The following is a 26448-nucleotide window of genomic DNA, read 5'->3' as shown; positions in this document are numbered from 1 at the left end:
CGTCGGTAGGGTTCGATGCCGATGCGCTCCCAGCGACGATGGGGCCTATTTCGTTTTTTCCGTCGGCACCGGGTCGAGGCCGGCGGTTCCGAACGGGCCGCAGCGGGCAACCCGCCGCGCGCTCAGGAACCCGCCCCGCAGAAGCCCGTGCCGGGCCACCGCCTCATAGGCGTATTCCGAGCAGGTCGGGATGTGCCGGCAATGGCCACCCACGAACGGCGAAAAGACGATCTGGTAGAAGCGGACGAGCGCCATTCCGACCAAGCGGCCCGGCGTCCGCTGCCAAGGCCCATCGTAATTACGGCTCAAGGGTCGAGCGCGGTCGGGCAAACCCTTGGGCGCCGTGTGATCGGTTTTTGGTTCAGGTTTGCACATCACCAGACCAACGCGTTGCACCGACGGGATAGAAGCCCGGTTCGACGTTCATGCCGCCGCGCTCTCGTCCTTGCGGGCGATCTGGTCGAGCGCGTCGACCACCGCGTCGAAGGTCAGCATGGTGGAGGCATGCCGGGCTTTGTAGTCGCGGACGGGCTCCAGATATTTCAGATCCTCGAAGCGGCCAGACGGCGGTGCTCCGTTCTCCTTCAGCATCCGGCGCATCGTCTCGCGGACCGCACGCAATTCGTCAGGTGTAGCCCCGACGATATGGCTGGCCATCACCGACGACGAGGCCTGTCCGAGCGCGCAGGCCTTCACCTCATGGGCGAAATCCGACACGACCCCGTCGGCGAGCTTCAGATCGACCGTCACCGTCGAGCCGCAAAGCTTGGAGTGCGCGGTCGCGCTCGCATCCGCGCTGTCGAGACGCCCGATCCGGGGAATGTTGCCGGCCAACTCGAGAATGCGGGAATTGTACACGTCGTCGATCACTGCAACACCATCCGTCGGCTTCGGCCGTTTGCCCTGTCATTTCGCTTTTTCCGAAACTATATAGTTGCTCGGGCGCCGGTTCGAAAGTCGCCGTCCTCGGACGCATTGTCATGGCCCGATGGCGCCGGAATTGGGGTAGGTGTGGACAGGATATCGATTTCGAGCCGTAATGACGCTCCGGCGCAGGCTCCCGACCAACATTCCCTATGGATTGCCGCACGAATTCCGACTGGCACGGAGCGAAGCAAGATGGACGCTGTCGTCAAGAAATTTCCCGACGTTGCCGACGAGAGGCACACCGAGCGGCCGAGCCGAGCGGAAGCGGAGGCGGCGGTGGAGACGTTGTTGCGCTGGGTCGGCGAAGATCCGACCCGTGAGGGCCTGCGCGAAACCCCGGCCCGCGTCGTGAAATCCTATGAGGAGCTGTTCGGAGGCTACCGACAGGAAGCCGGCGACGTTCTCGGCCGCACCTTCGAGGAAATTTCCGGCTACGACGACATGGTTCTGGTTCGCGACGTGGACTTTCATTCGCACTGTGAGCACCACATGGTGCCGATCATCGGCAAGGCGCATGTCGCCTATGTCCCGGACGGTCGCGTTCTCGGCCTGTCGAAGATCGCGCGCGTCGTCGATATCTATGGTCGCCGCCTGCAGACGCAGGAATCGATGACCGCGCAGATCGCCACGGCTATCGTCAGTATGCTTCGGCCCAAGGGCATCGCGGTGATGATCGAAGCCGAACATATGTGCATGTCGATGCGCGGTATCCGGTCCAAGGGCTCGCTGACCGTGACAACGTCGTTCCAGGGCGTCTTTGCCGACGATGGCGAGTTGAAGGGGCGGTTCTTCTCGCTGACCGGCCACCGGGTGTGAGAATGGCGATGTCGGACAAGCCGGTGTTTGATCGTCCATCAGCCGACGCGAGTGAACAAGAGGAAGGAACCCGGCTTCGGCCGCGATTCGACGCGGCCGGCCTCGTCACCGCCGTCGTCACCGATCACGCCTCCGGCGAGCTCTTGATGGTCGCCCATATGAACGAACGGGCGCTTGAAGCGACCCTGTCGACAGGATTGGCACATTACTGGTCGCGTTCGCGCAACGCGCTCTGGAAAAAGGGCGAAACGTCCGGCGCCCTACAGAGCGTTCGCGAAGTCCGCGTCGACTGCGACCAGGACGCCGTCTGGCTGAAAGTCGCGGTCGCCAAGCCGAACGACACTTGCCACACCAGCCGCTCGACCTGTTTCTATCGTGTCGTCGCGGACGATGGGCAGAGCCTTGCGGTTCGCGAGACGGGAGATGGTCCCGTCGCCTCTTAATCGGATGATCAGACCTTTGCCGTAGCCTCACATTAGATAAACGGAGAACAATCGGGGGCGACGCAAGATGCTTGATAGGGTCTTCGGTTGGGGGGCGGAACCTCCCCTAGCCAGCTACGCACCTCAAGAGACCGCGACGCGGCGCTCCCCAGGCATCGCGCTGGCCCTCGGCGGCGGAGCGGCCCGCGGATGGGCGCATATCGGCGTCCTCAGAGCGCTCGACGAATCCGGCATTCGCATCTCCATGATCGCCGGCACGTCGATCGGTGCCCTCGTGGGCGGCTGCTACCTGGCTGGAAAACTCGACGATCTGGAAACGTTTGCCCTGTCGCTGACGCGACGGGGAATGATGCGGTTTCTCGATCTGCGCTTCGGCGCGGGTGGACTGATTGGCGGGATGCGGCTCAGCCGTCGCCTGTCGGAATCGCTGGAAGGGATCCAGATCGAGGATTTGGACCGTCGCCTCGTCTGCGTCGCCACCGAGGCGCAAAATGGTCACGAGGTGTGGATCGATTCCGGCTCCCTGATCCTGGCGATGCGGGCGTCCTATGCTCTTCCCGGTGTTTTCGAGCCCGTCTCCTGCGGCAACCGGCGACTACTCGACGGCGCCCTCGTCAACCCGGTTCCGGTGAATGTGTGCCGCGTCAACGAGGAAAAATTCGTCGTCGCCGTGAACCTGCACTACGACCTGTTCGGACGCGCGGCGATCGTTCGCATGCGGGCCGTCGCGGATGATGTTGCGGATGACGGAAGCGCATCGCCGCAGGGACTGGGGCTGACCGATATCGTAACGCCAAGGTTGGAAGGCGCCTCTCCCCGGAGAGAGAAACTCAGCATCGCGCGCTCCATGGTCGATGCGTTCAACATCATCCAGGACCGAATCTCCCGCGCTCGTCTTGCCGGCGATCCTCCCGATCTTTCTCTACAACCGCGCGTGCGCGACATCGGCCTTTCGGAGTTCTTCCGGGCCGAGGAGGCCATCGCGCTCGGATACGAAGCGACGAAGAGCCGGATCGGCGAGATCGAACGAATGACCGACGTCGCCCTCGAAGCGGGCGGACGGTAGGCGACGACCGATTTGTGTCCGGGCTGGCATGAGGCCGACGCATTGCCCCACCGCCCATTTTCGCTTTCGTTCAGCCGGCGGCGATATATTCGCGCATCTCGTTGGCCTCGCGTTCCACTTCCTCGATGCGGCGTTTGACGACGTCGCCGATCGAAATGATCCCGACCAGCTTATCCTCCTCGCAGACGGGCAAGTGGCGGAAGCGGCCGTGGGTCATCAATTCCATCGCCTCGTTGATCGAGGTCGATTCCGTACATGTGGTCACCGCCATCGTCATGACGTCGCGCACGCTCTGAGAAATGCTGGCGACGCCAGACGTTCCGATAAGGCGAACGATATCGCGCTCCGATACGATGCCGGCAACCGCTCCCTGAGCGTCGACGAGGACGATGGCACCAATCTTCTTGCCCGCGAGTACTTGGACAGCCTCTTCCAGTGTCGCCTCTGGACGGAGTGTCACGACCTCCCGCCCCTTCTCTTCCAGTATCTGGCGCACGGACATGTCTTCAGCCTCCCCTTCGTGATCGTTTGGAAAGGTGAGCCAGAGTCGCGCGAACCGCAAGGGGCAAGGCGCGCGTGTCAGGGCAAGCGGACGCGCGAAAGGGGATCGAACAGGCGAAATGCCAGGAACCCGAACGCAAATCCGCCCAGATGGGCTTCCCAGGCGATCGCGCCACCGCCGAGCGCACCGCCCACTCCACTGCCGATCAGCAGGTTGGTCGCGAAAAAGACCCCGATGAAAACAAGGACGGTTCGGTTGGCCAACGCATCGGTGATCGGCACGACCGGCATGTCGGCCCGCGCCGGGTTGAACCGCGTCCGCCCCCGCCCCCCGAAGGCAAAACGGCAGGCTCCTCCCATCAACGCCGATACAATTCCCGAAGCGCCGATGACTGGAGCGACAAGGGTCGGGTTCAAGATCGCGAAAGCAGCCACGCCCGCGAGCGCGCCAACCCCCGAGAAGGCAACGAAACGAACGGTCCCGAGCCGCCGCGCGACCGGTGTCCCGAAAGCCAGCAGCCACACCGCGTTGACCCCGAGATGCGTCCAATCCCCATGCAAAAAAGCATAGGAGAGTGGCGACCAGATATCGGCGCCGGCGGAACGCAACCCGCAGATTTCGTCAAGATCGCCGTAGCATCCGGGAATGAACGCGAAGTCGAGCAGCACATCGGACGCGGCGACGGGACCCAGGACGAAAACCCTGATCGCATGGACGGTCGCAAGAACCGCGATGAGGATCAGAATGATTGCCGGAACGTTGAAGGCCGGGGGATGCGGCCTTCGATCGAGGGTCTCGTCGCCCGATTGGCCGGAATGGTGCGGGGTCACGCTTCGTGCTCCATCGTCGTTTCGGTCCTCTTCCACTGCTAGCCGACGACCGCGAGGGTGACGCATCGGCCCGCCGAACATGGGGCGCGGGACGCAGACTGACACCAATAGAAAAAACCGCCCCATAACATGGGGCGGCCAAAGGTCTGCGTGAATCTGAACTGGAAAACCAGGGAAGCGCAGGTGGGTGCTGCCAGACCGGATCGAAATCCGTCCTGCGTCATTCGTAAGCCTTCCAGCGCAATTCGACAAACAGATTTGCAATCGAGAGTTAACACGGCATCACTGCATCGCAGCATGAAGATTCCTGCACCGATCGTTAAGCTTCGGGCTGTAAAAAGTCCCGGTAAGCGCGGTTGTGCGCGACCGTGGCGAAACGACGGTTGAGAGATTATGCAGGCTCAGGCTCAAGCACGGCAGACGGGAACGGATGAGCGGCGTCGCTTCAATCGTGTCGACGTCAATCTCCTCGGCCGCTTCATGCGGGAAGACCGAACCGAATATCCTTGCCGCGCCGAGAACATGTCCCCTGGGGACGTCGCGATCACCACCGCCGTGCACCCGTCCAAGGACGAGCGGATCATCGTCTACATCGATCATATCGGTCGATTGGAGGGCACGGTGGTTCGCGTTTTTGACGGCGGCTTTGTGCTCATGCTCAACAGCAGCGAACGCAAGCGCGAGAAGCTGGCCGCCCAGTTGACCTGGTTCGCCAACCGTCATGAACTCGATCTACCGGAAGATCGCCGCCATGAGCGGGTCGAGCCGCAAAACCCGTTCGTGGACGTGGTCCTCGAAGACGGCCGTCGCTACCAGACCCGGATCATCGACTTGTCACTGTCCGGCGCGGCCGTGACGAGCAGCGTTCGGCCCGCCATTGGCTCGCGGATCACGCTGGGCACGACGAAAGGACGGGTCGTCCGCCACCTCGAAGAGGGATTCGCGATCGAATTCGCCGCGATGCAGTCGCGCGAAACGATCGAACGCAGCATGCTCTGACAGCCTGACGGTATCTGTCCGGAACCCTTGGTGCTGAAGAATGCGTCGCCCAGGCGATATTGCCATGTCCGACTGCCCGAATGTAAGTTCCTCGCCACCACGATAGGGCTGCGCCCCTCTTGCGAGCGGACCATTCTTGCCCCAGTGGCAACGAAGGTCATATGCCCCCCATGCATCGACATGCACCTACGGCATTCCAACGCTTTCATTATGCACCCGAATTCTCGATGCCGGATACACTTTCTGATCCGATGCATTCACCGCTCGGTGCAAGCCCGGCGGCCGTAAAGGCGCCGAGATAGCAAACCGTCGTCAACAGCGTTAAGCTTCCTGCCGCACATGCCCAGTTGGAGAATGATGAGCAACGCAATCCGGCGCGTTCTCAGGATCGGCCGGTGGGGAGGACGACATGAACATGGACCGACGTGCATTTCTGTCGGGCAGCGCCGCGCTGGGCGCCGTGCTGGCGATGCCTGGACTCGCGGAGACGCAAGAGATCTCGCTGCCTCCGCAGCCGTCTCGTTATCCCGATGATGCCTGGGTCGTACTCGACCCGCGCTTTTCCCAGTACATGATTGGCAACACGCCGTTGCAGAGGCAATGGACCGGCGCTCTTTGGGCCGAGGGACCCGCCTGGAACGGCGTCGGCCGCTACGCCGTGTTCAGCGACATTCCCAACAACCGCCAGATGCGCTGGGACGCGGTAACCGAGACGGTGACGCCGCTGCGCCACGTCTCGAACTTTTCCAACGGCAACACCTTCGACTTCGAGGGACGACAGATTAGCTGTGAGCACTCGACAGCCCGGGTCGTGCGCTATGGGCGGGAAGGTTCGCCGACCGTGCTGGCCGAAACCTTCGAGGGCAAACCGCTGAACGCCCCGAACGACGCGGTGGTCCACCCGGATGACGGCGGCGTCATCTTCACCGATCCGGGCTATGGCAGCCATTGGTATTACGAAGGCAATGTCCGCGAGCTGGAACTGCCGACCAGCATCTATCACATCGATGCGACCAGCGGCGTGCTGACCAAGCTGACGGACGAGATTTTCAAGCCGAATGGACTTTGCTTTTCGCCGGACTACCGCATCCTCTACGTCGCGGATTCGGCCGCCACCCACCATCCCGAGCCGGCCCGCATCATTGCCTGGGACGTCGAGGAGAACGGTCGCAAGCTGACGAACCGGCGCGAGTTCGCGACGCTGGAAAGCGGGTTCCACGACGGTCTGCGCGCAGATGTCGATGGCAATGTCTGGGCGGCGACAGGCTTTGCCGGAGAAGGGCAGGACGGCGTGCAGGTATATGCACCCGATGGCACCAAGATCGGCCAGATCAAAACGCCGGAAGGCTGCGCCAACCTCACCTTTGTCGGGGAACAGCGCAACCGGCTGTTCATGACGGCGAGCCAATCGATCTACACGATCTACACGGCCGCCCAAGGCGCCCATATCGCCTGAGGTCGCTCGACCAGCCCTGGGCCGTCGGCAATCACGAGATTGAACTGATGCCGCAGGTGCCAGGGCGCGCTCCGACGCGCGCCGCCACAAGCTGGCCTGGCTGGGCCCTCGGCGCCAGTCGATCCGGCGTCTCGGGCGCAGGCTGACTATGGCGCGGCTGCCCTGCCCCTCCTTCCCGACCTGCGTCAATCTATGCGGATCTGGCCAGCGCCTCGGTCGGCCGACACATCGTTTATGGTTGACGAAATCCCACTGGTCGGACGAAAATTCTCTTGAAAAGTTTTATGTTACCTAAAGTATAGAATCGATAGGAATCCGATAAAATTTGATATAATTTACACTACTACATTTTGTGTAGAAGTAAAACGGATGTGACATTCTCCCTGAACGAACGGGGAGAAAGAAAATGTCAAAATTCTTCAGCAAGATGGTGGTCGGTCTCGGATTTCTGACGGTGGTATTTTCCGCTACGTCGGCCTCCGCCCAATCCTCGGCCATGATCACCACGGGGATCACGTCGCAGCCGATCGGGCATTATGAATTCTGCAAGCGCTATCCGGGCACCTGTCAGCCGAACGCCTCGGTCGGCGTGGTAAGCCTGACCCGGGCGATGTGGACCAAGCTCGTCGAGGTCAACAACGCCGTCAATTCTTCCATTTTCCCGCGCACGGACCAGGACATGTATGGCGTCCCGGAAGTCTGGTCGTATCCGACGGTTCAAGGTGACTGCGAGGACTACGTGCTGCTGAAGCAATACATGCTCCAGCGCGAGGGAGTCCCCGCCTCAGCACTGCTGATCACCGTCCTGCGTCAGTCAAACGGCGAAGGCCATGCGGTTTTGACGGTCCGCACCGATCAAGGCGATTACGTTCTCGATAATCTCGACGATCGCGTTCTTGCTTGGAGCGATACGGATTACGAATATTTGAAGCGTCAGTCGGAACGCGATGCCGGCAAATGGCTCGCCATCGCCGACGATCGCAACATTCTGGTCGGCAGCGTCCGCTGAAATCGGCGTCCGCGCTGTCCTGGAGCATGAGGCTTCGCGCGGGAAGGTGCTCCGGCCGGTTTGTCGGTATCCAAATCCCGGCGCGCCCTGCCCGCCGAAATCCCGTCACGCACCCCACCTCGCCGCCGCCAGGCGAGGTTCAGCTAGGCTGCTCAGGCTTTCCCCGTCCATGCCTGAACGGTCACGGAGCCGGCCCTTGGGGGACGGGCCGGCTCCTCTATCCCCGATCACCAATACGCCGCGCCCCCCGCCAGTGAGGGACGAGCCGACCGGCCTAGCTGGGCGCCGTCGTCCTATTCCAGATCGATGTCGAGGATCGTCATGGTGAAGTGATACGACAGTTCACCCTCCTCAGTATCCTTCGCGAGCAGCCCGACGAATTCACTGTTGAGATAGACCTCAGCCGAATCGGCACTGCGCGCAAGCGCACGAACCTGGAGGTCGGCTCCTTTGAAACTTTGTCTCAGATAAGCTTCGAGCTTGCGTATTTCGTCGGGCTTCACATCGTTCTCCTGGACCAATTTCGAACGGCTGTAGCTAGGCCTCCGCTCGCAAATTCAATGCGCCGACGCAATCAATCTGTGCGATCGAAGCTCTGATCCATGGCCCGGCCCGGCTCGTCGCAATCGTCGGTCGTGCCGATCACCCGCGCCGGAACGCCGGCCACGGTCGTGTGCGGTGGAACAGGCTTGAGGACGACCGAGCCGGACGCGATCTTCGAGCATTTGCCGATCGTGATGTTGCCGAGGACCTTCGCCCCCGCGCCAATCAGGACCCCGTAGCCGATCTTCGGATGGCGATCGCCGAACTCCTTGCCGGTGCCGCCGAGGGTGACGTTCTGGAGAATCGAGACGTTGTCGCCGACGACCGCTGTGAAGCCGATGACGAGGCCGGTGGCGTGATCGAGAAAAATCCCTCTGCCCATCCGGGACGCCGGATGAATGTCCGTCTGGAACACTGCGGATGAACGCGCCTGAAGATAGAGGGCGAAATCGCGCCGGCCCTCGTTCCAGAGCCAGTGCGCGAGCCGATGCGTCTGAATCGCATGGAACCCTTTGAAGTAGAGCAGCGGCTCGATGTAGCGCTCGCAGGCCGGGTCACGGTCGAACACCGCTTGGATGTCGGTTCGCAACGTCGCGCTGAACTCCACGTCGGATTCCAGCATGTCGGCGTAGGCTTGCGCGATCACGATCGCCGGCACGTCCGGATGATCCAGCCGTTGTGACACGCGGTGGATCAGCGCCGCCTCAAGGCTGCGCTGGTTGAGAATGGTGGCGTAGATGAAGCAGGACAGAACCGGTTCGCGCTCCGCGACCTCAATTGCTTCCGTCCGCACTTTTGCCCAGATCGGATCGACGGCCTGGATCTTGTCCTGGACCTGCGGGCTGCTCTTGCTCATGGCGCTCTCCCGAAACGGCGCTTGGGGAAACCTCGATAGTTCCCGCATCCGAGTACAGATAGGCGCGTTGCCGCCCGAGGAAAAGCCGCAGACGCTCGTAGGCCCCATGGAGATGATCGTCAGCGCGTATGTGACACCTTTGGTGCGGCACATCCCGGCCGCAACGCCGGGCACCGCTGAAGCGGTCTGGATAGGGCGTCAGGCGTCGTCGCTCAGAAACCGCAGCACCTCGGCCTTGAACCGACGATCGCCGACGGACTGCATATGGTCGCGGCCCTCGATAGCGAGCACGCGAGCATTCGGCATCAGCGCCGCCAACCGGTGCGGCGAGCCGGCGATGTCGTCCGTCGTGCCGACGCCGATCAGCACGGGCTGAGTAATTTGGCCGACCTCGGCCTCCGTCAATTCCTTTCGGGACGTCGAGATGCAGGCGGCCAGCGCCTCCCTGTCGCTGTTCGTCCGATCGGCAAAAGCCCTGAACATGCGACCGCGCGGATCTTTGACGTCCTCCAGTGAAGGGGCGCGTAGCGCCGCGGCGATCGGGTCCCAATCGCCGACGCCGTCGACGAGGCCAGAACCGAGGCCGCCGAAGACGACGCGCGCAAAGCGATCGGACGCGGCAAGCGCTCCAAAGGCCGCGACCCGCGCGCCCATGGAATAGCCGAAAACCGTGGTCTCCCGAATCTCCAGATGGTCGAGCAGCGCCACCGCGTCGTCGGCCATTTTCTGGGGCGTGTAAGCCGCCTCATCCGTCGGCTTGGCGCTTTGGCCATGACCGCGATGATCGAAGGCGACGGCCCGGTAGCCAGCGTCGGTCAGCGTCCTGACCCAGCCGGTATCCACCCAGTTGACCCGGGTTGATGACGCGAAGCCGTGCAGGAGCAGGACGCTTGGAGCATCGCGCTCGCCCGCATCGAGAAATGCGAGTTCAAGCCCGTCGCTGATGAAATGATCCATGATGGGCGCAGCCTCGCATTCGTATCCCGTTGGCGGCGTGAAGTCCGCAAACGTTTGGATAAGCACCAAGTGGCGTCATCGCCACCCCTGTTCATTCCGTTCCACCGACACTATGGTCCGCGACGTTGCGAACCATAGCCGAGAGTGAGCCGCGATGGCTGGACACGTGATTCCCCATTTTCAGAACGACGCAGGCTACGACACGATCGAGGTCGGGGTGACGGAGTTCATGTGCTGCGGCGCCAATCCGCCGCACGATCACCCCCATGTCTATCTCGACATGGGCGACGAGAGCGAAATCGTCTGCGGCTACTGCTCGACCCTCTATCGGCTGAACACGGCGTTGAAAGCCACGGAAACCAGCCCGGCCGGTTGCGGCTTCGGAGAAAAGGCCGCTTAGGTCCGTGTCCGCGGCCGACCGGGCGCGACCGATCACGATCATCGGAGCGGGAATCGGCGGACTGACAGCAGCGCTGGCGCTGGCGGATCGTGGTTTCGCGGTAGAAATCTTCGAACGCGCGCCGCAGATGCAGGAAGTCGGCGCCGGTCTCCAGCTTTCCCCGAACGCGTTGAGAGTTCTCGGCCGGCTCGGACTCATGAAGGACTTGCTGGTCCATGGCACGCGCGCTCGTGAGGTAATCTTGCGCCGGGCGTTCACCGGTCGGCCGATCGCCTCGGTCCCGGTCGTCGCCAGCGACGGCATGCCCTATGTATCGATCCACCGCGCCGACCTGCAGGCAGTTCTCCTGCGCGCCGTCGACCGTTCCCCCGCGATCACGCTTCACCTTGGGGCTACGCTCCAGGCGCTGACCCCGGCGCGTGGCGGCCTCGATCTCTGGTTCATCAGCGGCGAGGGTCGGCACAGACTTCAGGCCAGCCTGGTGGTCGGCGCCGATGGCGTGCGCTCGTCCATCGCGCGCCGGCTGGGGCTTGCGGCGGCCACACCTAGCGGCGCGATCGCCTGGCGCGGCTACGTGAGCCGCGACAACGACGGCGGCCCGCCGCCTGGCATCACGGCGTGGCTCGGCCCCCGGCGTCACGCCGTCGCCTATCCGATTTCCGGCGGGCGCGAGACGAACCTCGTCCTCATCGAGCCAATGAAGCGAACGACGCTCGCCGATCCGGCGGGGCTTGCCTACCGCTTCCGCTCATGGGATCGGCAACTTACATCGATGATCGCGGCGGCCGGCGACATGACCGGCTGGCCTTTGAACGTGGTGCCGCCGGACCGGCCTTGGCGCCATCTCGACGATCGGCTCATTCTGATCGGTGACGCGGCTCATGCCATGCTACCGTATGCTGCGCAGGGCGCCGGCATGGCCATCGAGGATGCAGCGGTGCTCGCCGACGCCCTGGCGCGGGCACCCAGCCGGAGCGCCGCGTTGGCCCACTACGAAGCCGAGCGGAGGCCCCGCATCGCCAAAGTCCGCCGTCGCGTCGCCTTCCACCAGCGCGTCTATCATCTGCCCTGGCCGCTCAATCTGGCGCGCGACGCCGCACTCTCATTGCGATCGCCGGACAGTCTTCGGGACGACCTCTCTTGGCTCTATGATTGGAGCCCCCCGGCCGATTCTGAAGACAGCGAGACGATTTAACGAAACCCCGAGCGATCTCAGGCGTTGTGCGTGCGTCTGGACAAACTTCGACGCTTTCCTAGCTAGCGGCGATCGGAGTGGACGCCGACAACTGGTCGGGATGCCGATTAAAGGTGCATGGGAGTGCCGAGGCGTCATCCGGGTCTGCAAGGGACTTATTTCAACAAAGGTAAAAGATATGCCGAATTTCAAGAGAACCGGCAGGCTGTTTGGCGTGGCCGCGCTTGCCGCTTCGACCGCAATCAGCGGACCGATTGCGGCCTACGCGCAGGACGCGGCCGCGTTCCGCGTCGCCCAAGCCGACCCGACCGCCTGCGATCCGACGGCCGTGGCACCCGATCCGGCGGCCTGTGAACCGGCGCCTGCCGGCGAGACAGACCCTGCCGAGGTGGTCCCTGCTGAACCCGCCCCGGCCGAGGCACCCGCGGCCGAGGCCCCGGCCGAACCAGCCCCCGCCGAACCGGCTCCTGTCGAGGAAGCCCCTGCTGAACCAGCCCCGGTCGAGGAACCCGCTGCCGAGGCTCCCGCCGAGCCTACGCCCGCCGAAGCGGCTCCTGCCGAGGAAGCCCCTGCTGAACCAGCCCCGGTCGAGGAACCCGCTGCCGAGGCTCCCGCCGAGCCTACGCCCGCCGAAGCGGCTCCTGCGGAGGAAGCCCCTGCTGAACCAGCCCCGGTCGAGGAACCCGCTGCCGAGGCTCCCGCCGAGCCTATGCCCGCCGAAGCGGCTCCTGCGGAGGCAGCCCCTGCTGAACCAGCCCCGGTCGAGGAACCCGCTGCCGAGGCTCCCGCCGAGCCTATGCCCGCCGAAGCGGCTCCTGCGGAGGCAGCACCTGCTGAACCCGCGCCGGTTGAACCCGCACCCGCTGCCGAGGCTCCGGCCGAACCAGCACCCGCCGCGACAGAGCCAGCCGCAGCGCCCGCGGCAGCTCCGGTCGAAGATCCCAAGCCCGTGTCGGCCGAGATACAGGAAGCCCCTGTCCCCGCCGGCCAGATCAGCGCAAGCGACGCACAAGTGCAGCAATTGAGCCAGCCTGTCGAAGTGCCCTCGATCACTGCGGAGCAGGGAGAGCGGATTTCGGCACCGGCGGACGGCTCGTCGCAGACCACCATCAACGACAACAGCACGACCAACAACGCGACCGTGAACAATACGACTGTCAACAACACGACTGTGGTTGGGCAGCCGGAACTTCCGCCCGGCGCCGAAGTCGTCGAGCGTGTCGGCGATCGGGACATCCTGTCGATCGTGGGCGCCGGCGTCGCTGGCGCGCTGGTCGGTGGCGCCGCCGCCTACTTCATCCGCGGCAATGACGACGACCGTATCGCGGTCGACGCCGAGGAGCGCTACTATGAGCGTCTTTCCAGTGGGCGGACCCGCCAGACGGTGGTCCGACCGAACGGCATCCAGGTCGTGACGATCACCAACCGGTATGGCGACGTGATCCAGCGCTCCCGGATTCTGCCGGACGGACGCGAGGTCGTTCTGTTCTACGATCCTTACCAGGACGGTGCCGAACGCCCGGACTATTACTATGATCCGGCGGCGGATCTCGCTCCGGTCGTTCTGACAATTCCAGAAGACCAATACATCGTCGACGTGACGGAACCGGACGAGGAACTGTACTATCGCACGATCGTCGCACCGCCGGTCGAGACCGTCGAGCGGATTTACTCGATCGATGAGGTCAGACGCTCCGAGCGCATTCGCGACAAGGTGCGCCGTATCGATCTCAATACGATCAAATTTGCGTTCGACTCCGCCGCGATCGAACAAAGCGAAGTCGACAATTTGCAGGCGCTGGCCGACGCGATCGTCCGGGTCATCAAGGAGAATCCGGCGGAGACCTTCCTGGTCGAGGGGCATACCGACGCGGTGGGCAGCGAAATCGCCAATCTGGCGCTGTCCGATCGCCGGGCGGAGGCTGTCGCCTCGGCGCTGTCGCAGTACTTCGACGTACCGCCGGAAAACCTGATCACGCAGGGCTATGGCGAGCAGAACCTGAAGGTCAAGACGCAAGCGGCGAACGCTGAGAACCGGCGTGTCACGCTCCGGCGCATCACCGCGCTGGTGAAACCGGTCGCAACGACCGCCAAGCGCTAGTCAGACGGATTCATATCCGGCACACCGACCGGCGGCCCTCTGGGCCGCCGGTTTTTTATTGGGCATCTGTGAAGGGCAGCAACGAGCGCGGCATCATACCTATCTGCGGTGGTAGGTAACAACTCGACCGGCCACTCCCGGCACCTTCACGCCGATACCCGGCGAGGCGCGATACGGCGCATCGGGCGAATTCGCAACGCCGCAAGGCGCGCCGAGCGCCTGACCTGCGGTGGGGCTTTGAACCGGGTCTGCTAGGGGGCGTTCTACCGAGCCCCGCGCGCCGCGCCTGGCCGGACACCCCCGTTCGGCATCCTCGAACAGGTCTCTGTCACCGCGCGCCGTTATCAGTCGTCTTCGTCCGGCGTTCGTTTTGTTTCGGCCGATAGAAAATCGCCGAGCGGCGCGAGCGGTTCGACATAGCTGGCGAAGACCTTGATAGCGACCATGACCGGGACTGCGAGGAACATGCCGACCACGCCCCAGATCCAACCCCAGAACGCCACCGAGAGAAAGACGGCGGCAGCATTCATCTCCAACCGTCGGCCGACGATCGTTGGCGTCACGAGTTGGCCTTCAATTGTCGTGCAGGCAAGGTACAGCAGCACTGGAACCAGAGCTTGGGCCAAGTTGCCGAAATCGGCGAGCGCAATCACCCCGACAATCGCCATGCCAATCAACGCACCGATATAGGGAATGAAGTTAAGCAGCATCGCCAGAGCGCCGAAGACGACGGGAGTCGGCATGTCGACCCACCACAACAGCGTCCCGACCGCGATGCCCAGACCGGCGTTGATCATCGTGATGGTGAACAGATAACGCGAGAGTTCGCGCTCGATGTCGTGCGCGATGTGAAGCGCGCGCTTCTTGTCTGCCAGCGTCGGCATCGACCGTATGAGTTTCTGGTAAAACAGGTCGCCCGAAGCGAGGAGGAAAAACAAAAACACCAGAGTGAAGCCGACAGAAGCCAGCATCTGCGGCACTGCGGTCGTGGCATTGTCGACGAGGCCGGGGTTCTTGACGACAACCTCATTGTCCGTCGCCCCTCCGGCGGCGCTTTTCGCGGTTTTCTCCACATTCTCCTGAGCCGAGCGGAGGCGTTCGAGCCGGTTCTTGACAGTCCGCATCTCCGCATCCACGGCCGCGGCGTAACGAGGCGCGTCGTTGACGATCTTCGCGATGGGATCGCTGAGCATGTAGAAGCCTGAAATCAGCGTCATCGTCGTGCCGATCACGAGGACGAACGCAGAGATCGGCTCCCAGATTTTCAACCGGCGACGCAGGAATCGCACCACCGGGCTCATCACCAACGCGAACAGCAGGGCAATGATGACCGGCAGCACGAAGCTTGCCGTCAGATACAAGCCGCCGAACAGGAGGATGAAGAAGATTCCAATGATGGCCCAACTCGGGGTGGACGCGATTGCCTGCGCGTCGACCAGTTCGATCGTCGCGGGAACAGGAGCCGGCGACGGCGCCGCTCTGCTTTCGGATGTTCGCTCGGACAAATCACCAACCCTCGCGCGAAATGTTCATCGAAATCCGGGGAACCGAAGTCCTGACAGGCAACATCGCGTCCGCGCAAGACGTCACGTTGCTGCCCCGCACGGCGTCGCTTATCGAACGCCGATCATCTGCACGACCAGGCGATTCGCGTAAACGCGCCCGACGACCAGGTCAATGAAGGATCTGCGAGAGGAAGAGCTTGGTGCGCTCGTGTTGCGGATTGGTGAAGAACGGCTCCGGCTCGTTCTGCTCGACGATCTGGCCGGCATCCATGAAGATCACACGATTGGCGACCTGGCGTGCAAAGCCCATCTCGTGGGTCACGCACAACATCGTCATTCCCTCTTCGGCGAGCCCCACCATAACATCGAGCACTTCCTTGATCATCTCCGGGTCGAGCGCCGAGGTCGGCTCGTCGAACAGCATGATTTTCGGGCTCATGCACAACGATCGGGCGATGGCCACGCGCTGCTGCTGGCCGCCGGAGAGCTGGCCGGGGTATTTGTTCGCCTGCTCGGGGATCTTCACCCGCGACAGGTAATGCATGGCCACCTCTTCGGCCTTCTTCTTCGGCATCTTGCGCACCCAGATCGGGGCCAGCGTGCAGTTCTCCAGAATGGTCAAATGCGGGAAGAGATTGAAATGCTGGAACACCATGCCGACTTCGCGCCGCACCTCGTCAATCTTCTTCAGATCGTTGGTCAGCTCGATGCCGTCCACGACGATGCGGCCTTTTTGATGCTCCTCCAGCCGGTTGATGCAGCGGATCATCGTCGATTTGCCGGATCCCGACGGACCGCAGACGACGATGCGTTCGCCCGTGCGAACGGTCAGATTGATGTCGCGGAGAACGTGGAATTCCCCGAACCACTTGTTGACGTCCGAGAGTTCGACGGCGATCTCGTCGGAGACCTGCATCGGTGTCGGTTGCGCCTTGGTTTCGGTATCGACAGCCATGGTCGGATCCTTAGAGCATCGGAAGATAATATGGACGCGGTTCTGTTTCCCGGTTCGCCGAGGTGATCCACGCGGAGGGCGGCGACGAACGTAGCGGCGCTACGGTCGAGCCGGCCGACAAAGTGGGCGCCCGGCGACCGGAAACCCGCCCGCCTGTTTGCCTCCGGCAAACGGCAGTTTTGAAAACCTGCCGATCGGCCTTTCCACGCCATCCGGCGCGGGGCGATCGGTGGGCCAGGAGGTTTCGGGTCAATTCCGTCGGGGCTCGTCTTGGCCGTAGCGCCGCTACGACCTGCGCCGACCCCCTCGACCTTGTCCCGAAATCCCGCTGGCAGAACGCATTCATATTGTCGTCCGATGCTCTAGCGTGTGTGTCCGGTATCCAGTCGTCGCTCGGTGTAGATCGAGTAGCGCGACATGGAAAAGCAGAACAACCAATAAATGAACGCGGCGAAGACGAGGCCGGTCGCCGGCGTGGAGGGGGTGATCCAGCTTGGATCGTTGAAGCCACGGCGCACCGTCCCGAGAAGGTCGGCCAGACCGATGATGTAGACCAGGCTGGTATCCTTGAAGAGCCCGATGAAGGTGTTGACGATTCCCGGAATCACCAGTTTCAGAGCCTGCGGCAGGATGATCAGGCGCATCTTCTGCCAGTAGGTCAGCGCCATGGCGTCGGCGCCTTCATACTGACCTTTTGGTATGGCCTGGAGGCCGCCGCGGATCACCTCCGCCATGTAGGCCGCCGAGAACAGCGCGACGCCGACGAGTGCCCGCAAAAGCTGATTGAAGCTGACGCCCTCGGGCAGGAACAGCGGCAGCATGAAATTCGCCATGAACAGGACGGTAATCAGCGGCACGCCGCGCCAGAACTCGATGAAGATCACCGAGAATAGCCGCACCGCAGGCATGTCCGATCGCCGGCCGAGAGCGAGGATGACACCCAGCGGAAGCGAGGCGGCGATACCGCTCAGCGCGACGACGAGCGTCAACATCAGGCCGCCCCACAGATTGGTTGGCACCGGCCGCAACCCAAAATTGGCGGTCATCACGAAGACAAAGAGAACGACCGCGACAATCGGCATCAGCAGGCGGAGTCGACTGATCTCTTGGGAACGGAATCCGGTGAGGACAGCCACCGCTATCGAACCGAGGCTTGCCAGAAACGCGACAAGCGTGAGCGTCGAGAATCGCAGATCAAGGAAATCGACCGAGGCGCCGCTGACAATATTCGACAACAACAGCGCCAACACGCCGAACAGAGCCAACCCGACGGCAGTCTTCATCAGGCTACCGAAACCGATCTCCGGGCGCGATGCCACATCGCTGATCGTGATGGCGGCGGCGAGCAAAAGCAGCAGCGTCACCCCGCCACCGGAAAACGAGAACCGCCCGCCGGTGAGCAGGATCAGCGTCACCACCGGATAGACCGCGAACAGCAGCATCGCATTGATCCGCTTGAACGGAATACGCGGTATGGCGATCCCGGCAACGAGCACGATCAGCATTACCACCGACACGTCGATCCGCCAGCGCGCACCGAACGGATAGACGCCGTACATGAACTGGCTGAATTTCGCCCCGACAAAGGCCCAGCATGCGCCCCCCTCCCCGAGGCAGGCTTCCCGGTCGCTTCCCGTGAAGGTGGCGTCGATCCAGGCCCAGTTGACGATGTTCCACACCCCCCAGACAATGATCAATCCTGCAAGGATGCTCAACACCGAATCGAGCGGCGTGGCGAACAGGTTGCGGCGGGTCGTTCCGATGATGCCCCTCTCGCTCGGCGGGGGCGGGAGCGGCTGTTTCTGCTCGGTCGCGACGAAGCGGGCGACTTGTTCTTCCATGGCCCTACGCGCCCTTCATCAACGCTCGACGAGCGCCATTTTCGAGTTGAACCAGTTCATCAGCAGCGAAACCGTGATGCTGATTCCCAGATAGACGACCATCCAGATGACCACGACCTCGATCGACTGACCCGACTGGTTGAGGACCGTCGATCCAACCGCGACGAGCTCGGGATAGCCGATCGCCAGCCCGAGGGAGGAGTTCTTGGTCAGGTTGAGGTACTGGCTGGTCAGCGGTGGGATGATCACCCGGAAGGCTTGCGGCACCACGACCAGTCGCAGCAATTGCCCGCGCTTCAGGCCAAGCGCCGACGCCGCCTCGGTCTGCCCCTTGGAAACCGAGAGGATGCCGGCGCGCACGATCTCGGCGATGAAGGCAGCCGTATAGATCGACAGCGCCAGCAACAGCGCGATGAATTCCGGCCGGAGCTGGAAACCGCCGGCCAGGTTGAACCGGCTCGCCTCTGGAAACTCTAGCGCGGCCGGCACGCCGGTCACCAGGAACACGACGATCGGCAGCCCGACGATCATCCCGATCGCGGGCCAAAGCACAGGCGTACGCTCGCCGGTGGCCAATTGCTTCTTCCGGCTGTAACGGGCAAGCCACATCGTCGCCAGGATGCCGACCAGGAAAGCCGCGAAGGCAGCCCAGGCAAGCGGCTGGAACAGTACGCTCGGGATCTGCAGGCCGCGATTGGTGAGATAGACCCCAATCGGGCTTTCCGCGACCCCACGCGGTCCGCTCAGAACGGAGAGAACCCCGAAATACCAGAACAGAATAACCAGCAGCGGCGGAATATTGCGGAACGTCTCGACATAAATGGTCGAGAGCGTGCGGATGAGAAAATTGTGCGACAGCCTGCCGATTCCGACCAAGAAGCCGATGATCGTCGCCACGATAACACCGCTCGCCGCGATGATCAGCGTGTTGGCGATGCCAACAAGGATCGCTTGTCCGTAGGTGGAATTGCTGGAATACGCGATCGGCGTCTGGGCGATGTCGAATCCGGACCGGGATTCCAGGAATCCAAAGCCTGATGCAATATTCGCTGCGGCGAGATTTTGCGCGGTGTTGTCGATGATCCACCAAGCGAAAGCCACCAGACCGACAACCAAGAGGACCTGGATCACGATACTGCGGACGGTCGGATTGGTCAGAAGCGAGTCACCGCCACGCTCGCGTGACGACGGATGGATGTCGGCGGTCATTTCGGTTCCCAAGCAGTGCACAAAATCTCGCTCCCGCCACCGGTGGGCGACGAGCGTCAATGCCGGTCGGAGCGGACGCCGAAAGGCGCCCGCTCCGTTGTTACCGATTAGCGGACCGGCATACCGTACTGCAGACCGCCCTTGGTCCAGAGGGCATTCTGGCCACGCTGGATCTTGAGCGGCGTGTCGACACCGATGTTGCGCTCAAAGATCTCGCCGTAGTTGCCGACGGCCTTGATGATGTTGACCACCCAATCCTGCGACACGCCGATCGACTCGCCGAAGTTCTTGTCCTTGCCGAGGAGGCGACGGATTTCCGGATTTTCCGAATCCAGCATCTCTTCGACATTCGCCTGGGTGACCCCAAGCTCTTCGGCGTTGAGCAGCGCGTAGTGCGTCCACTTCACGACGTTGAGCCACTCCGTATCGCCTTGGCGCACTGCGGGTCCAAGCGGCTCCTTGGAGACGATTTCCGGCAGGATCGCGTGATCGTCCGGACTGCCCATTTCGAGGCGCGATGCGGCAAGACCGGAGGCGTCCGTCGTCAGGACGTCGCAACGACCGCTGTCATAGGCCGAGTTGACGTCCGACTGCGACTCGATGACGACCGGATTGTACTCCATGTTGTTGGTCCGGAAAAAATCCGCGAGGTTGAGTTCGGTGGTGGTGCCACTCTGCACGCACACCGTCGCACCGGAGAGCTCCAGCGCCGAGCTGACATTGAGTTCCTTCTTCACCATGAAGCCCTGGCCGTCATAGTAATTGACGCCGGCGAAGGTGAGCCCGAGCTTCGTGTCCCGGTCCATGGTCCAGGTGGTGTTTCGGGCCAGAACGTCGACTTCGCTGTTCTGGAGCGCCGGAAAGCGCTGTACCGCCGACAGCGGCGAATATTGAACCTTGCTGGGGTCACCGAACACAGCGGCGGCGATCGCCTTGCAATAGTCGACGTCGAGGCCCTGCCAAGCGCCCTGATCATTCTGCGAGGCGAAGCCTGGCAAACCCGTATTGACGCCGCATTTAAGGGCCCCGCGATCCTTTACAGTCTGGAGGGTCTGCGCCGAGGCGCCGCCAGCTGCCAAGCCCGCGATCGAGAGACCGAGCACCGCGGTCAGAAGCTTCAATTTCATCAGGATACCTTCCCGGTTGGGTTTTGGGTATGACTTTATTGACAAACGAAGTACCCAGTCCGATGCGGCAGATGGCGGCCTCGGGACAAAGTCCCTCATTTCGCACAGCAATCACATGTCATAAAAAAGTGCAGGTCAAGCAGTTGACGTTTTTTTCCCCTCGCTTTCGGCAATACGTCCGATCAGTCGTCTTGAGTACAATCAGAAAGCCGAACAATTGAGCACCGACAACTCCCGCCGGGGACGGCAGGACGGCATCAACACCCGTCTGGCGCATGGGCCTTACGATCCACAGTCCCAGCACGGCTTCGTGAATCCGCCGGTTGTCCATGGCTCGACCGTCCTCTTTCCCTCGACGGAAAGCCTCAACAACAGAATTCACGCGCCGTTTACCTACGGTCTGTCGGGCACGCCGACCACCAAGGTCCTGGAAGACGTTTTGACCGAGTTGGAAGGGGCAGCCGGGACGATTCTGCTCCCGTCCGGGCTCGCCGCCGTCACGGTCCCGTTGCTCGCCTACCTGTCGAGCGGCGACCACTGTCTCGTTGTGGATTCGGTCTATTACCCCACTCGTCGTTTCTGCGATGGAACCCTGTCGCGCATGGGCGTCGAGGTCGAGTATTTCGATCCGCACATTGGCGAGGCCATCGCCGGGCTGATGCGACCGGAAACAAAAGTCGTCGTCCTCGAGGCGCCTGGTTCCAACACGTTCGAGATTATGGATGTCCGGGCCGTTTGCGATGCCGCCCACGCCGGCGGGGCGGTCACCATGATGGACAATACCTGGGCGACGCCGATGTTCTTCAAGCCGCTCGATCACGGCGTCGATCTGTCGATTCACGCCCTGACGAAATATCCGGGCGGTCATTCCGACGTGATGATGGGCAGCGTATCGGCGACCCAGACGACCTACGGTCGGCTCCGCGACACCCAAATGCAGATCGGCGTCAACGCAGCGCCCGACGACGTCTACCTTGTCCTGCGCGGACTGAAGACGATGGGCATCCGCCTGGAACGCCATCAGGCCTCGGCGCTGGCCCTGGCGGAATGGCTGGAAAGCCGGGAGGAGGTGAGCGAGGTGCTTCACCCCGCCCTTCCCTCGTTTCCCGGCCATGCGCTTTGGCGGCGCCAGTTCAGCGGCGCCAGCGGCCTGTTCGCTTTCGTGTTGAAGGGCGATGCGCGAAAGGCGGCGGCCTTCCTGGACGCGCTGCGGATCTTCGGGCTCGGTTATTCCTGGGGCGGGCACGAAAGCCTCGCCGTTCCGGTCGATTTGAGCGACCGGACCATCGCCAAGGGTCCCGGCGGCGGTGCGCTCATTCGACTTCAGGTGGGGCTGGAGGACGTCGCCGATCTCAAGGCCGACCTGGAAGTCGGATTTGCGGCCGCGAATACGCTATAAAAGCGCTCGTCGCGGAGGAGCTTGGGGTGCGCGAATGGCCGCCTGCTGGACCGCGCGGCACCTCCGCGGACCGAAAATGTCGCCCATGTCTCCGGGCCGGACAATTGGGCTGGTGGTGACCCCGGCAGGATTCGAACCTGCGACCATCGGCTTAGAAGGCCGGTGCTCTATCCACTGAGCTACGGGGCCGGCGTGACCGAAAAATCATGCAAACCGAGCAGTGCCCCGATCACGAACGCCGGAGCGTCAATGGGTCCAAGGCTGATTTCGGTCGTACCGGAAGTTGTCGGCATAAGCCACTTTGGACCGCTTTGCGAGGTGGGGTTCCTCGACCCGAAATGGAATATCGTTGCGCTCGGCATATTCGATCGCCAGCTCTTTCGTGGCGAAGGAGAGGCGGAGCTGCGAATTCATGTCGCCCGAGGACGTATAGCCCATCAGGGGCTCGATCCGCTTGGGCTCCTCCGGCTCATAGACGAGGACCCAGTCGCGGGTCTTGGCCTTGCCTGACTGCATGGCGGTTCGGGACGGACGGTAGATTCTCGCAACCATCATGGCCTCGTCGGGAGCGCGGGATTCGCGTCGAAATACGGGCGGATCGCGATGGTCGGAGCGGCAGGATTCGAACCTGCGACCCTCTGGTCCCAAACCAGATGCGCTACCAGGCTGCGCTACGCTCCGGATGCCATGATCCGCCTGTGGTCGGGGGTTTGCAGGGCTTGCCCGCCGAAGTCAAGGCCGACGCGTTGCATGGCTGCGCCCGCCGCACCCTGCCACGGCAACAGGCACGGGCCAAAACCCTCATATTCGGCCATCTCCGCCGCCTTCCAGCGTATGAAATCGTCCCAAGAATGCGCCGCCAGCCCGCCGATCCGTCACGATGCCGGTATGATCTCGTGCTTGAGCCGATCCCCGACTCGCGCGCCGTAGCGCGCTGCCGCGCCGCCGTTCAATTCCAGGACGTATTTGACTGGCCCGCCGGAGGGAATCAGATCGAGCGACAAGGGCTGTGCGTTCGTCTTGATATGGATGACCGTGCCAGCCTCGTCGAGGAACAGCATATCGAGAGGGATGAGCGTGTTCTTCATCCACATCGTTACCGGCCGAACCGGGTCGAAGGAGAACAGCATGCCTTGCCCCGCCGGCATGGACTCGCGATTCATCAGGCCGATTTCGCGGTCTTTCGGCGTCAGCGCGAGTTCGACATCGATCTCATGCTCGCCCGAGTCGGTGACCAGCGTCGCGGACGACAGGTCGCCCCCCGCCAGGGCGAAATAGGCCGCGGCCAGGAGAGCCAAGACCGCGAATCCGGCCACGAGGATTGGTTTGCGAAATGTCATGGCCGAGACCCCGCGGTCAGTGGGATGATGGCTGAACGGGGCCGGTCCCGGGATGGATTTCGGCGGCCATCAGACCCTTCTCGCCGTCGCCGAAGCGCACCAGCACCTCCTGCCCGGGGCGCAGTTCCATCATGCCGTAGCGCCGCAGGGTTTCCATGTGGATGAAAATATCCTCCGTCCCCTCGCCTTGGGTCAGGAACCCGTAGCCCTTGGTACGATTGAACCATTTCACCACCGCGCGGACAAGATTGCTGCTCGGCACCACCGTGACGTGGGTGCGCGACGGCGGCAATTGCGACGGATGGATGGCCGTCGATTGATCCATGGACAGGATTCGGAATGCCTGAAGGCCGCGCTCGCCTTTTTGCACCTCGCAAACGAGACGCGCTCCCTCGATGGCTGTCGTGTAGCCGTCGCGGCGAAGACAGGTCACATGCAACAGGATGTCGGCGCCCTGATCATCGGGAACGATGAAGCCGAACCCCTTGGCCACGTCGAACCATTTGATATGGCCGGACACGACGATCAGTTGGACGTCGCCGCCGTCCGATGATTCGCCCTCGCCATGCACGTCTGCAGAGGTTCTCTCCGACATTCGGGGGGGTCCCGCCTCTTACGCCAACCGAATCGGCACAGTCTAGCATAGCATTAACCTTCCGGTTTCGAGCAAGGGCAACTACGGCATTTGTGCGAAAATGCGTCCTATTGCACACAGGTTCCGGCAGTCTTGGCGGCCTCGCAAGTTATTGCGAAAGCGACTTCTCCTCCCGTCTTCGCGGAATCAAGCCCGATCGATCCAGAACGTCCGCCGGCTGGCATGGCGCCGGGCGGGCGTTCTGGAGATCGAGATGCACGGCGGGGATGGCTTTGGCAGCGGCAGGGGGTTGGCCGTTCGCAACCGCGCCCTAACGTCTCTCCCACCTCATCAATGGAGACATCCGCATGCGCTATCTGCACACGATGGTCCGCGTCAGCGACGTCGACCAGTCGCTCGATTTCTACTGCAACAAGCTTGGGCTGGTGGAGACACGCCGGGTCGAGAACGAAAAGGGACGGTTTACGCTGATCTTCCTTGCGGCGCCCGACGACCTTCCGGGCGCCAGGGAATCCAAAGCCCCGCTGATGGAGCTGACCTATAATTGGGACCCGGAGACCTATGGTGCCGGGCGCAATTTCGGCCATCTCGCCTTCGAGGTCGACGACATTTATGCGACCTGCCAAGACCTGATGGACAAGGGCGTGACAATCAACCGGCCGCCACGCGACGGCTACATGGCGTTCATCAAATCCCCCGACGATATTTCCTTCGAACTTCTGCAGAAGGGAGAAGCCAAGGCGTCGGCCGAGCCGTGGGCCTCGATGCAGAACACCGGCAGCTGGTAGAATTGCCCCGACCTGACGTCGGCGGTCGCGAGCCGTCGACGATCATGGTGCTGCCGCATTCTGGCCATATGCGCGGAAATAGGTTCTAGTGCGCAGGCTTCGATGCCGACGGTCCTGATTCAGGCGGTCGGCGGGGGATATCGCGACGAAGCTTGCGACGTCTGCCGCATCAGCGGTAGCTCGAAAAGGCGGACCTTTCGGCTCGCCATTGAGAGGGTGGATAAGTTTGACGACGAGTATCCGGACCGTGCGCCGCTGGCCGCTGCGGCGGCATATTCTGGCGGCGGCGGTGCTCTCGAGCCTTCCGCTGGTGGGCGCATGCGTTTCAGCGCTTGACGATACGACGGCCTTTGGCTTTGCCGGCGCGGCGCCATCCGAAGACATCTTGGCCGCCGACGGGCAGACCGATTCCGACCGCACTGCCATCGCCGGCGAGGTTCCGGCGAGCGCGGCGATCGACGGCGAGGCTTCGGCCAGCGCCACGGCAGACGCTTCATCGGTCAGCGAGGAACCGCAGACCGCAGGCTTGGCGGAGGCTCCTCCCCCTGCTTCCCCCCGCATGCTCAATGCCGGGAACAAGGCGATTGCCGCTTACGCGGGCGGCAGCGTCAGCGAGGGCGACAAGATGACCTCGGCTGAGGGCGGCCGCGAGGCCGACCGCTCGCTTTTCGCGTCGCTTTTTGCTCGTTCCAAGGTCCGCACGCCGATCGCAAATGCGGAGAAAGGCAAGAGCCGCCGCATCGTTCTGCAGCGCGAGAGCGCCCCTAGCTCCGGCGCAGACAATGCCCTGCCTGGCGTCGACCCGTCTTCGCTGTTCGAGATCGGGCAGCGCGCATCGGCCGACGACGAGGACATTCTCGACGAGATCAGCGGCGGCGCCAGCTATCAGGTGGCGTCGCTCACCGGTTTTGCCCGCGTCGCGCCCAATGGTCTCCGTGTCCAGCGCGAGAGCGTCCAGACCGACTGTTTCCCGGCCGAGCTTGTCGGGACGCTGCGGGCGGTCGAGCGTCGCTTCGGCAAGAAGATCGTCGTCACCTCCGGCTACCGCAGCCCGACGCACAATCGCCGCGTCAACGGCGCCCGCCGCTCGCAGCATATGGGATGCAAGGCGGCCGACATCGTCGTGCCGGATGTCGACCGGTTCGCCGTCGCCGCTTACGTGCGTTCATTGCCAGGCCGAGGCGGCGTAGGCACCTACTGCCACACGGCAGCGATCCACGTCGACGTCGGCCCCAAGCGCGACTGGAATTGGCGCTGCCGTAGCCGCAACTGAACCTCCCGTCGTCCTGTCCGAGGACGCAATCTTGTCGAATCCCAATTCCTCGTCCGGCACGAAGCACGCGCTTCCGCGCGGAGCCGAAATGCTTCACCGCCAGTGTGTGAAAAACCCGGCTCCGACGTCTTGCGATCCCCAGCGAACCCCCGTATACACCCCGTCGCCGCGCCCATCGTCTAGCGGTCTAGGACGCCGCCCTTTCACGGCGGAAACACGGGTTCGATTCCCGTTGGGCGTACCAGCTTCCCTTTTTGGCGCGCTGGTTTTCGGAAAAAGACAATCACCAACACCATTCGCGGCGCTAGCGTTCAAT

The 26448-nt window shown here is 62.8% G+C and carries 26 protein-coding genes, 3 tRNA genes and 1 pseudogene; 13 read left to right on the top strand and 17 right to left on the bottom strand.

What is annotated here, in order from left to right; genetic code table 11:
- Nucleotides 1–57: 57 nt before the first annotated feature.
- Both yidD and VQ045_RS06020 read right to left on the bottom strand, forming a co-directional pair.
- Nucleotides 58–375 (bottom strand): annotated as a pseudogene (gene yidD, locus VQ045_RS06025) (membrane protein insertion efficiency factor YidD); the annotation flags it as partial.
- A 48-nt stretch (nucleotides 376–423) separates the two neighbouring features.
- Nucleotides 424–870 (bottom strand): iron-sulfur cluster assembly scaffold protein, encoded by a 447-nt coding sequence (locus VQ045_RS06020; protein ID WP_327624887.1) that lies wholly within the window; start codon nucleotides 868–870, stop codon nucleotides 424–426.
- Between the two features lie 249 nt (nucleotides 871–1119).
- Here VQ045_RS06020 and folE point away from each other — a divergent pair, with 249 nt between their 5' ends.
- The 3 genes from folE to VQ045_RS06005 all read left to right on the top strand — a co-directional run bounded on the left by folE (nucleotide 1120) and on the right by VQ045_RS06005 (nucleotide 3252).
- The gene (folE, locus tag VQ045_RS06015; RefSeq protein ID WP_327624888.1) at nucleotides 1120–1743 is read left to right on the top strand and encodes a GTP cyclohydrolase I FolE; all 624 of its coding nucleotides are present in this window, start codon (nucleotides 1120–1122) and stop codon (nucleotides 1741–1743) included.
- 8 nt (nucleotides 1744–1751) lie between these two features.
- Nucleotides 1752–2186 (top strand): phosphoribosyl-AMP cyclohydrolase, encoded by a 435-nt coding sequence (gene hisI / locus VQ045_RS06010; RefSeq protein ID WP_331829466.1) that lies wholly within the window; start codon nucleotides 1752–1754, stop codon nucleotides 2184–2186.
- A 67-nt stretch (nucleotides 2187–2253) separates the two neighbouring features.
- Nucleotides 2254–3252, top strand: a complete 999-nt coding sequence (locus VQ045_RS06005) for a patatin-like phospholipase family protein (protein ID WP_327624890.1) — start codon at nucleotides 2254–2256, stop codon at nucleotides 3250–3252.
- 70 nt (nucleotides 3253–3322) lie between these two features.
- On the opposite strand, the gene VQ045_RS06000 is transcribed toward VQ045_RS06005, so the two are convergent.
- Together VQ045_RS06000 and VQ045_RS05995 are read right to left on the bottom strand one after the other, a co-directional pair.
- Nucleotides 3323–3754 (bottom strand): CBS domain-containing protein, encoded by a 432-nt coding sequence (locus VQ045_RS06000; RefSeq protein ID WP_327624891.1) that lies wholly within the window; start codon nucleotides 3752–3754, stop codon nucleotides 3323–3325.
- Nucleotides 3755–3831: 77 nt separating this feature from the next.
- Entirely contained in the window at nucleotides 3832–4584 is a 753-nt protein-coding gene (locus VQ045_RS05995; protein ID WP_327624892.1) for a rhomboid family intramembrane serine protease, read from the bottom strand.
- A gap of 393 nt (nucleotides 4585–4977) precedes the next feature.
- Here VQ045_RS05995 and VQ045_RS05990 point away from each other — a divergent pair, with 393 nt between their 5' ends.
- From VQ045_RS05990 to VQ045_RS05980, 3 genes are all read left to right on the top strand, one after another.
- Nucleotides 4978–5583 (top strand): PilZ domain-containing protein, encoded by a 606-nt coding sequence (locus tag VQ045_RS05990; RefSeq protein ID WP_331829465.1) that lies wholly within the window; start codon nucleotides 4978–4980, stop codon nucleotides 5581–5583.
- A gap of 415 nt (nucleotides 5584–5998) precedes the next feature.
- Nucleotides 5999–7039 carry an SMP-30/gluconolactonase/LRE family protein gene (locus VQ045_RS05985; protein WP_331829464.1) on the top strand — a complete coding sequence of 347 codons (1041 nt, stop codon included), beginning with the start codon at nucleotides 5999–6001 and terminating at the stop codon, nucleotides 7037–7039.
- Nucleotides 7040–7445: 406 nt separating this feature from the next.
- Nucleotides 7446–8048: a transglutaminase-like cysteine peptidase gene (locus VQ045_RS05980; protein ID WP_327647387.1), complete on the top strand. Its 603-nt coding sequence runs from the start codon at nucleotides 7446–7448 to the stop codon at nucleotides 8046–8048.
- 293 nt (nucleotides 8049–8341) lie between these two features.
- Here the strand turns inward: VQ045_RS05980 and VQ045_RS05975 are convergent, their stop codons facing one another.
- The 3 genes from VQ045_RS05975 to VQ045_RS05965 form a co-directional block, all read right to left on the bottom strand.
- Nucleotides 8342–8551 carry a DUF3126 family protein gene (locus VQ045_RS05975; RefSeq protein ID WP_327624896.1) on the bottom strand — a complete coding sequence of 70 codons (210 nt, stop codon included), beginning with the start codon at nucleotides 8549–8551 and terminating at the stop codon, nucleotides 8342–8344.
- Between the two features lie 71 nt (nucleotides 8552–8622).
- A complete protein-coding gene (cysE, locus tag VQ045_RS05970) occupies nucleotides 8623–9447 on the bottom strand; it encodes a serine O-acetyltransferase (protein ID WP_331829463.1) in 825 nt (274 codons plus the stop codon).
- A gap of 198 nt (nucleotides 9448–9645) precedes the next feature.
- Nucleotides 9646–10404 carry an alpha/beta fold hydrolase gene (locus VQ045_RS05965; protein WP_327624898.1) on the bottom strand — a complete coding sequence of 253 codons (759 nt, stop codon included), beginning with the start codon at nucleotides 10402–10404 and terminating at the stop codon, nucleotides 9646–9648.
- Nucleotides 10405–10558: 154 nt separating this feature from the next.
- Here VQ045_RS05965 and VQ045_RS05960 point away from each other — a divergent pair, with 154 nt between their 5' ends.
- The 3 genes from VQ045_RS05960 to VQ045_RS05950 all read left to right on the top strand — a co-directional run bounded on the left by VQ045_RS05960 (nucleotide 10559) and on the right by VQ045_RS05950 (nucleotide 14100).
- Nucleotides 10559–10804, top strand: a complete 246-nt coding sequence (locus VQ045_RS05960) for a zinc-finger domain-containing protein (RefSeq protein WP_327647382.1) — start codon at nucleotides 10559–10561, stop codon at nucleotides 10802–10804.
- A gap of 4 nt (nucleotides 10805–10808) precedes the next feature.
- Entirely contained in the window at nucleotides 10809–11999 is a 1191-nt protein-coding gene (locus VQ045_RS05955) for an FAD-dependent monooxygenase (RefSeq protein WP_331829462.1), read from the top strand.
- Between the two features lie 178 nt (nucleotides 12000–12177).
- On the top strand, nucleotides 12178–14100 hold the full coding sequence (locus tag VQ045_RS05950) for an OmpA family protein (RefSeq protein ID WP_331829461.1): 1923 nt from the start codon (nucleotides 12178–12180) through the stop codon (nucleotides 14098–14100).
- 344 nt (nucleotides 14101–14444) lie between these two features.
- Here the strand turns inward: VQ045_RS05950 and VQ045_RS05945 are convergent, their stop codons facing one another.
- From VQ045_RS05945 to VQ045_RS05925, 5 genes are all read right to left on the bottom strand, one after another.
- On the bottom strand, nucleotides 14445–15605 hold the full coding sequence (locus VQ045_RS05945) for an AI-2E family transporter (protein WP_331829460.1): 1161 nt from the start codon (nucleotides 15603–15605) through the stop codon (nucleotides 14445–14447).
- Between the two features lie 169 nt (nucleotides 15606–15774).
- Complete coding sequence (locus VQ045_RS05940; protein WP_331829459.1) at nucleotides 15775–16560, bottom strand: amino acid ABC transporter ATP-binding protein; 786 nt, start codon at nucleotides 16558–16560, stop codon at nucleotides 15775–15777.
- Between the two features lie 362 nt (nucleotides 16561–16922).
- Complete coding sequence (locus VQ045_RS05935; RefSeq protein WP_331829458.1) at nucleotides 16923–18401, bottom strand: amino acid ABC transporter permease; 1479 nt, start codon at nucleotides 18399–18401, stop codon at nucleotides 16923–16925.
- 18 nt (nucleotides 18402–18419) lie between these two features.
- On the bottom strand, nucleotides 18420–19610 hold the full coding sequence (locus VQ045_RS05930; RefSeq protein WP_331829457.1) for an amino acid ABC transporter permease: 1191 nt from the start codon (nucleotides 19608–19610) through the stop codon (nucleotides 18420–18422).
- Between the two features lie 107 nt (nucleotides 19611–19717).
- Nucleotides 19718–20737, bottom strand: coding sequence for an amino acid ABC transporter substrate-binding protein (locus tag VQ045_RS05925; protein WP_327624907.1), 1020 nt, complete (start codon nucleotides 20735–20737; stop codon nucleotides 19718–19720).
- A gap of 217 nt (nucleotides 20738–20954) precedes the next feature.
- On the opposite strand from VQ045_RS05925, the gene metC reads away from it, so the two are divergent.
- Nucleotides 20955–22136 (top strand): cystathionine beta-lyase, encoded by a 1182-nt coding sequence (gene metC / locus VQ045_RS05920; protein WP_331829456.1) that lies wholly within the window; start codon nucleotides 20955–20957, stop codon nucleotides 22134–22136.
- Between the two features lie 113 nt (nucleotides 22137–22249).
- On the opposite strand, the gene VQ045_RS05915 is transcribed toward metC, so the two are convergent.
- The 5 genes from VQ045_RS05915 to VQ045_RS05895 form a co-directional block, all read right to left on the bottom strand.
- Nucleotides 22250–22325, bottom strand: a tRNA-Arg gene (locus VQ045_RS05915).
- 57 nt (nucleotides 22326–22382) lie between these two features.
- Nucleotides 22383–22688: an ETC complex I subunit gene (locus VQ045_RS05910; protein ID WP_327691095.1), complete on the bottom strand. Its 306-nt coding sequence runs from the start codon at nucleotides 22686–22688 to the stop codon at nucleotides 22383–22385.
- A 52-nt stretch (nucleotides 22689–22740) separates the two neighbouring features.
- Nucleotides 22741–22817 (bottom strand) — tRNA-Pro (locus tag VQ045_RS05905).
- 194 nt (nucleotides 22818–23011) lie between these two features.
- Nucleotides 23012–23476: a DUF192 domain-containing protein gene (locus tag VQ045_RS05900; protein ID WP_331829455.1), complete on the bottom strand. Its 465-nt coding sequence runs from the start codon at nucleotides 23474–23476 to the stop codon at nucleotides 23012–23014.
- 16 nt (nucleotides 23477–23492) lie between these two features.
- A complete protein-coding gene (locus tag VQ045_RS05895) occupies nucleotides 23493–24071 on the bottom strand; it encodes a cold-shock protein (protein ID WP_331829454.1) in 579 nt (192 codons plus the stop codon).
- 347 nt (nucleotides 24072–24418) lie between these two features.
- On the opposite strand from VQ045_RS05895, the gene VQ045_RS05890 reads away from it, so the two are divergent.
- The 3 genes from VQ045_RS05890 to VQ045_RS05880 all read left to right on the top strand — a co-directional run bounded on the left by VQ045_RS05890 (nucleotide 24419) and on the right by VQ045_RS05880 (nucleotide 26376).
- Nucleotides 24419–24859: a VOC family protein gene (locus VQ045_RS05890; RefSeq protein ID WP_327624914.1), complete on the top strand. Its 441-nt coding sequence runs from the start codon at nucleotides 24419–24421 to the stop codon at nucleotides 24857–24859.
- A gap of 226 nt (nucleotides 24860–25085) precedes the next feature.
- Nucleotides 25086–26132 carry a YcbK family protein gene (locus tag VQ045_RS05885; RefSeq protein ID WP_331829453.1) on the top strand — a complete coding sequence of 349 codons (1047 nt, stop codon included), beginning with the start codon at nucleotides 25086–25088 and terminating at the stop codon, nucleotides 26130–26132.
- Nucleotides 26133–26300: 168 nt separating this feature from the next.
- Nucleotides 26301–26376 (top strand) — tRNA-Glu (locus VQ045_RS05880).
- The last annotated feature ends 72 nt before the right edge of the window (nucleotides 26377–26448 follow it).

This window comes from Aurantimonas sp. E1-2-R+4 (assembly GCF_036549515.1).
GTDB lineage: Bacteria > Pseudomonadota > Alphaproteobacteria > Rhizobiales > Rhizobiaceae > Aurantimonas > Aurantimonas coralicida_A.
The sequence above is the reverse complement of the archived record's forward strand: the minus strand, read 5'-3'. Positions and strand labels throughout refer to the sequence as shown.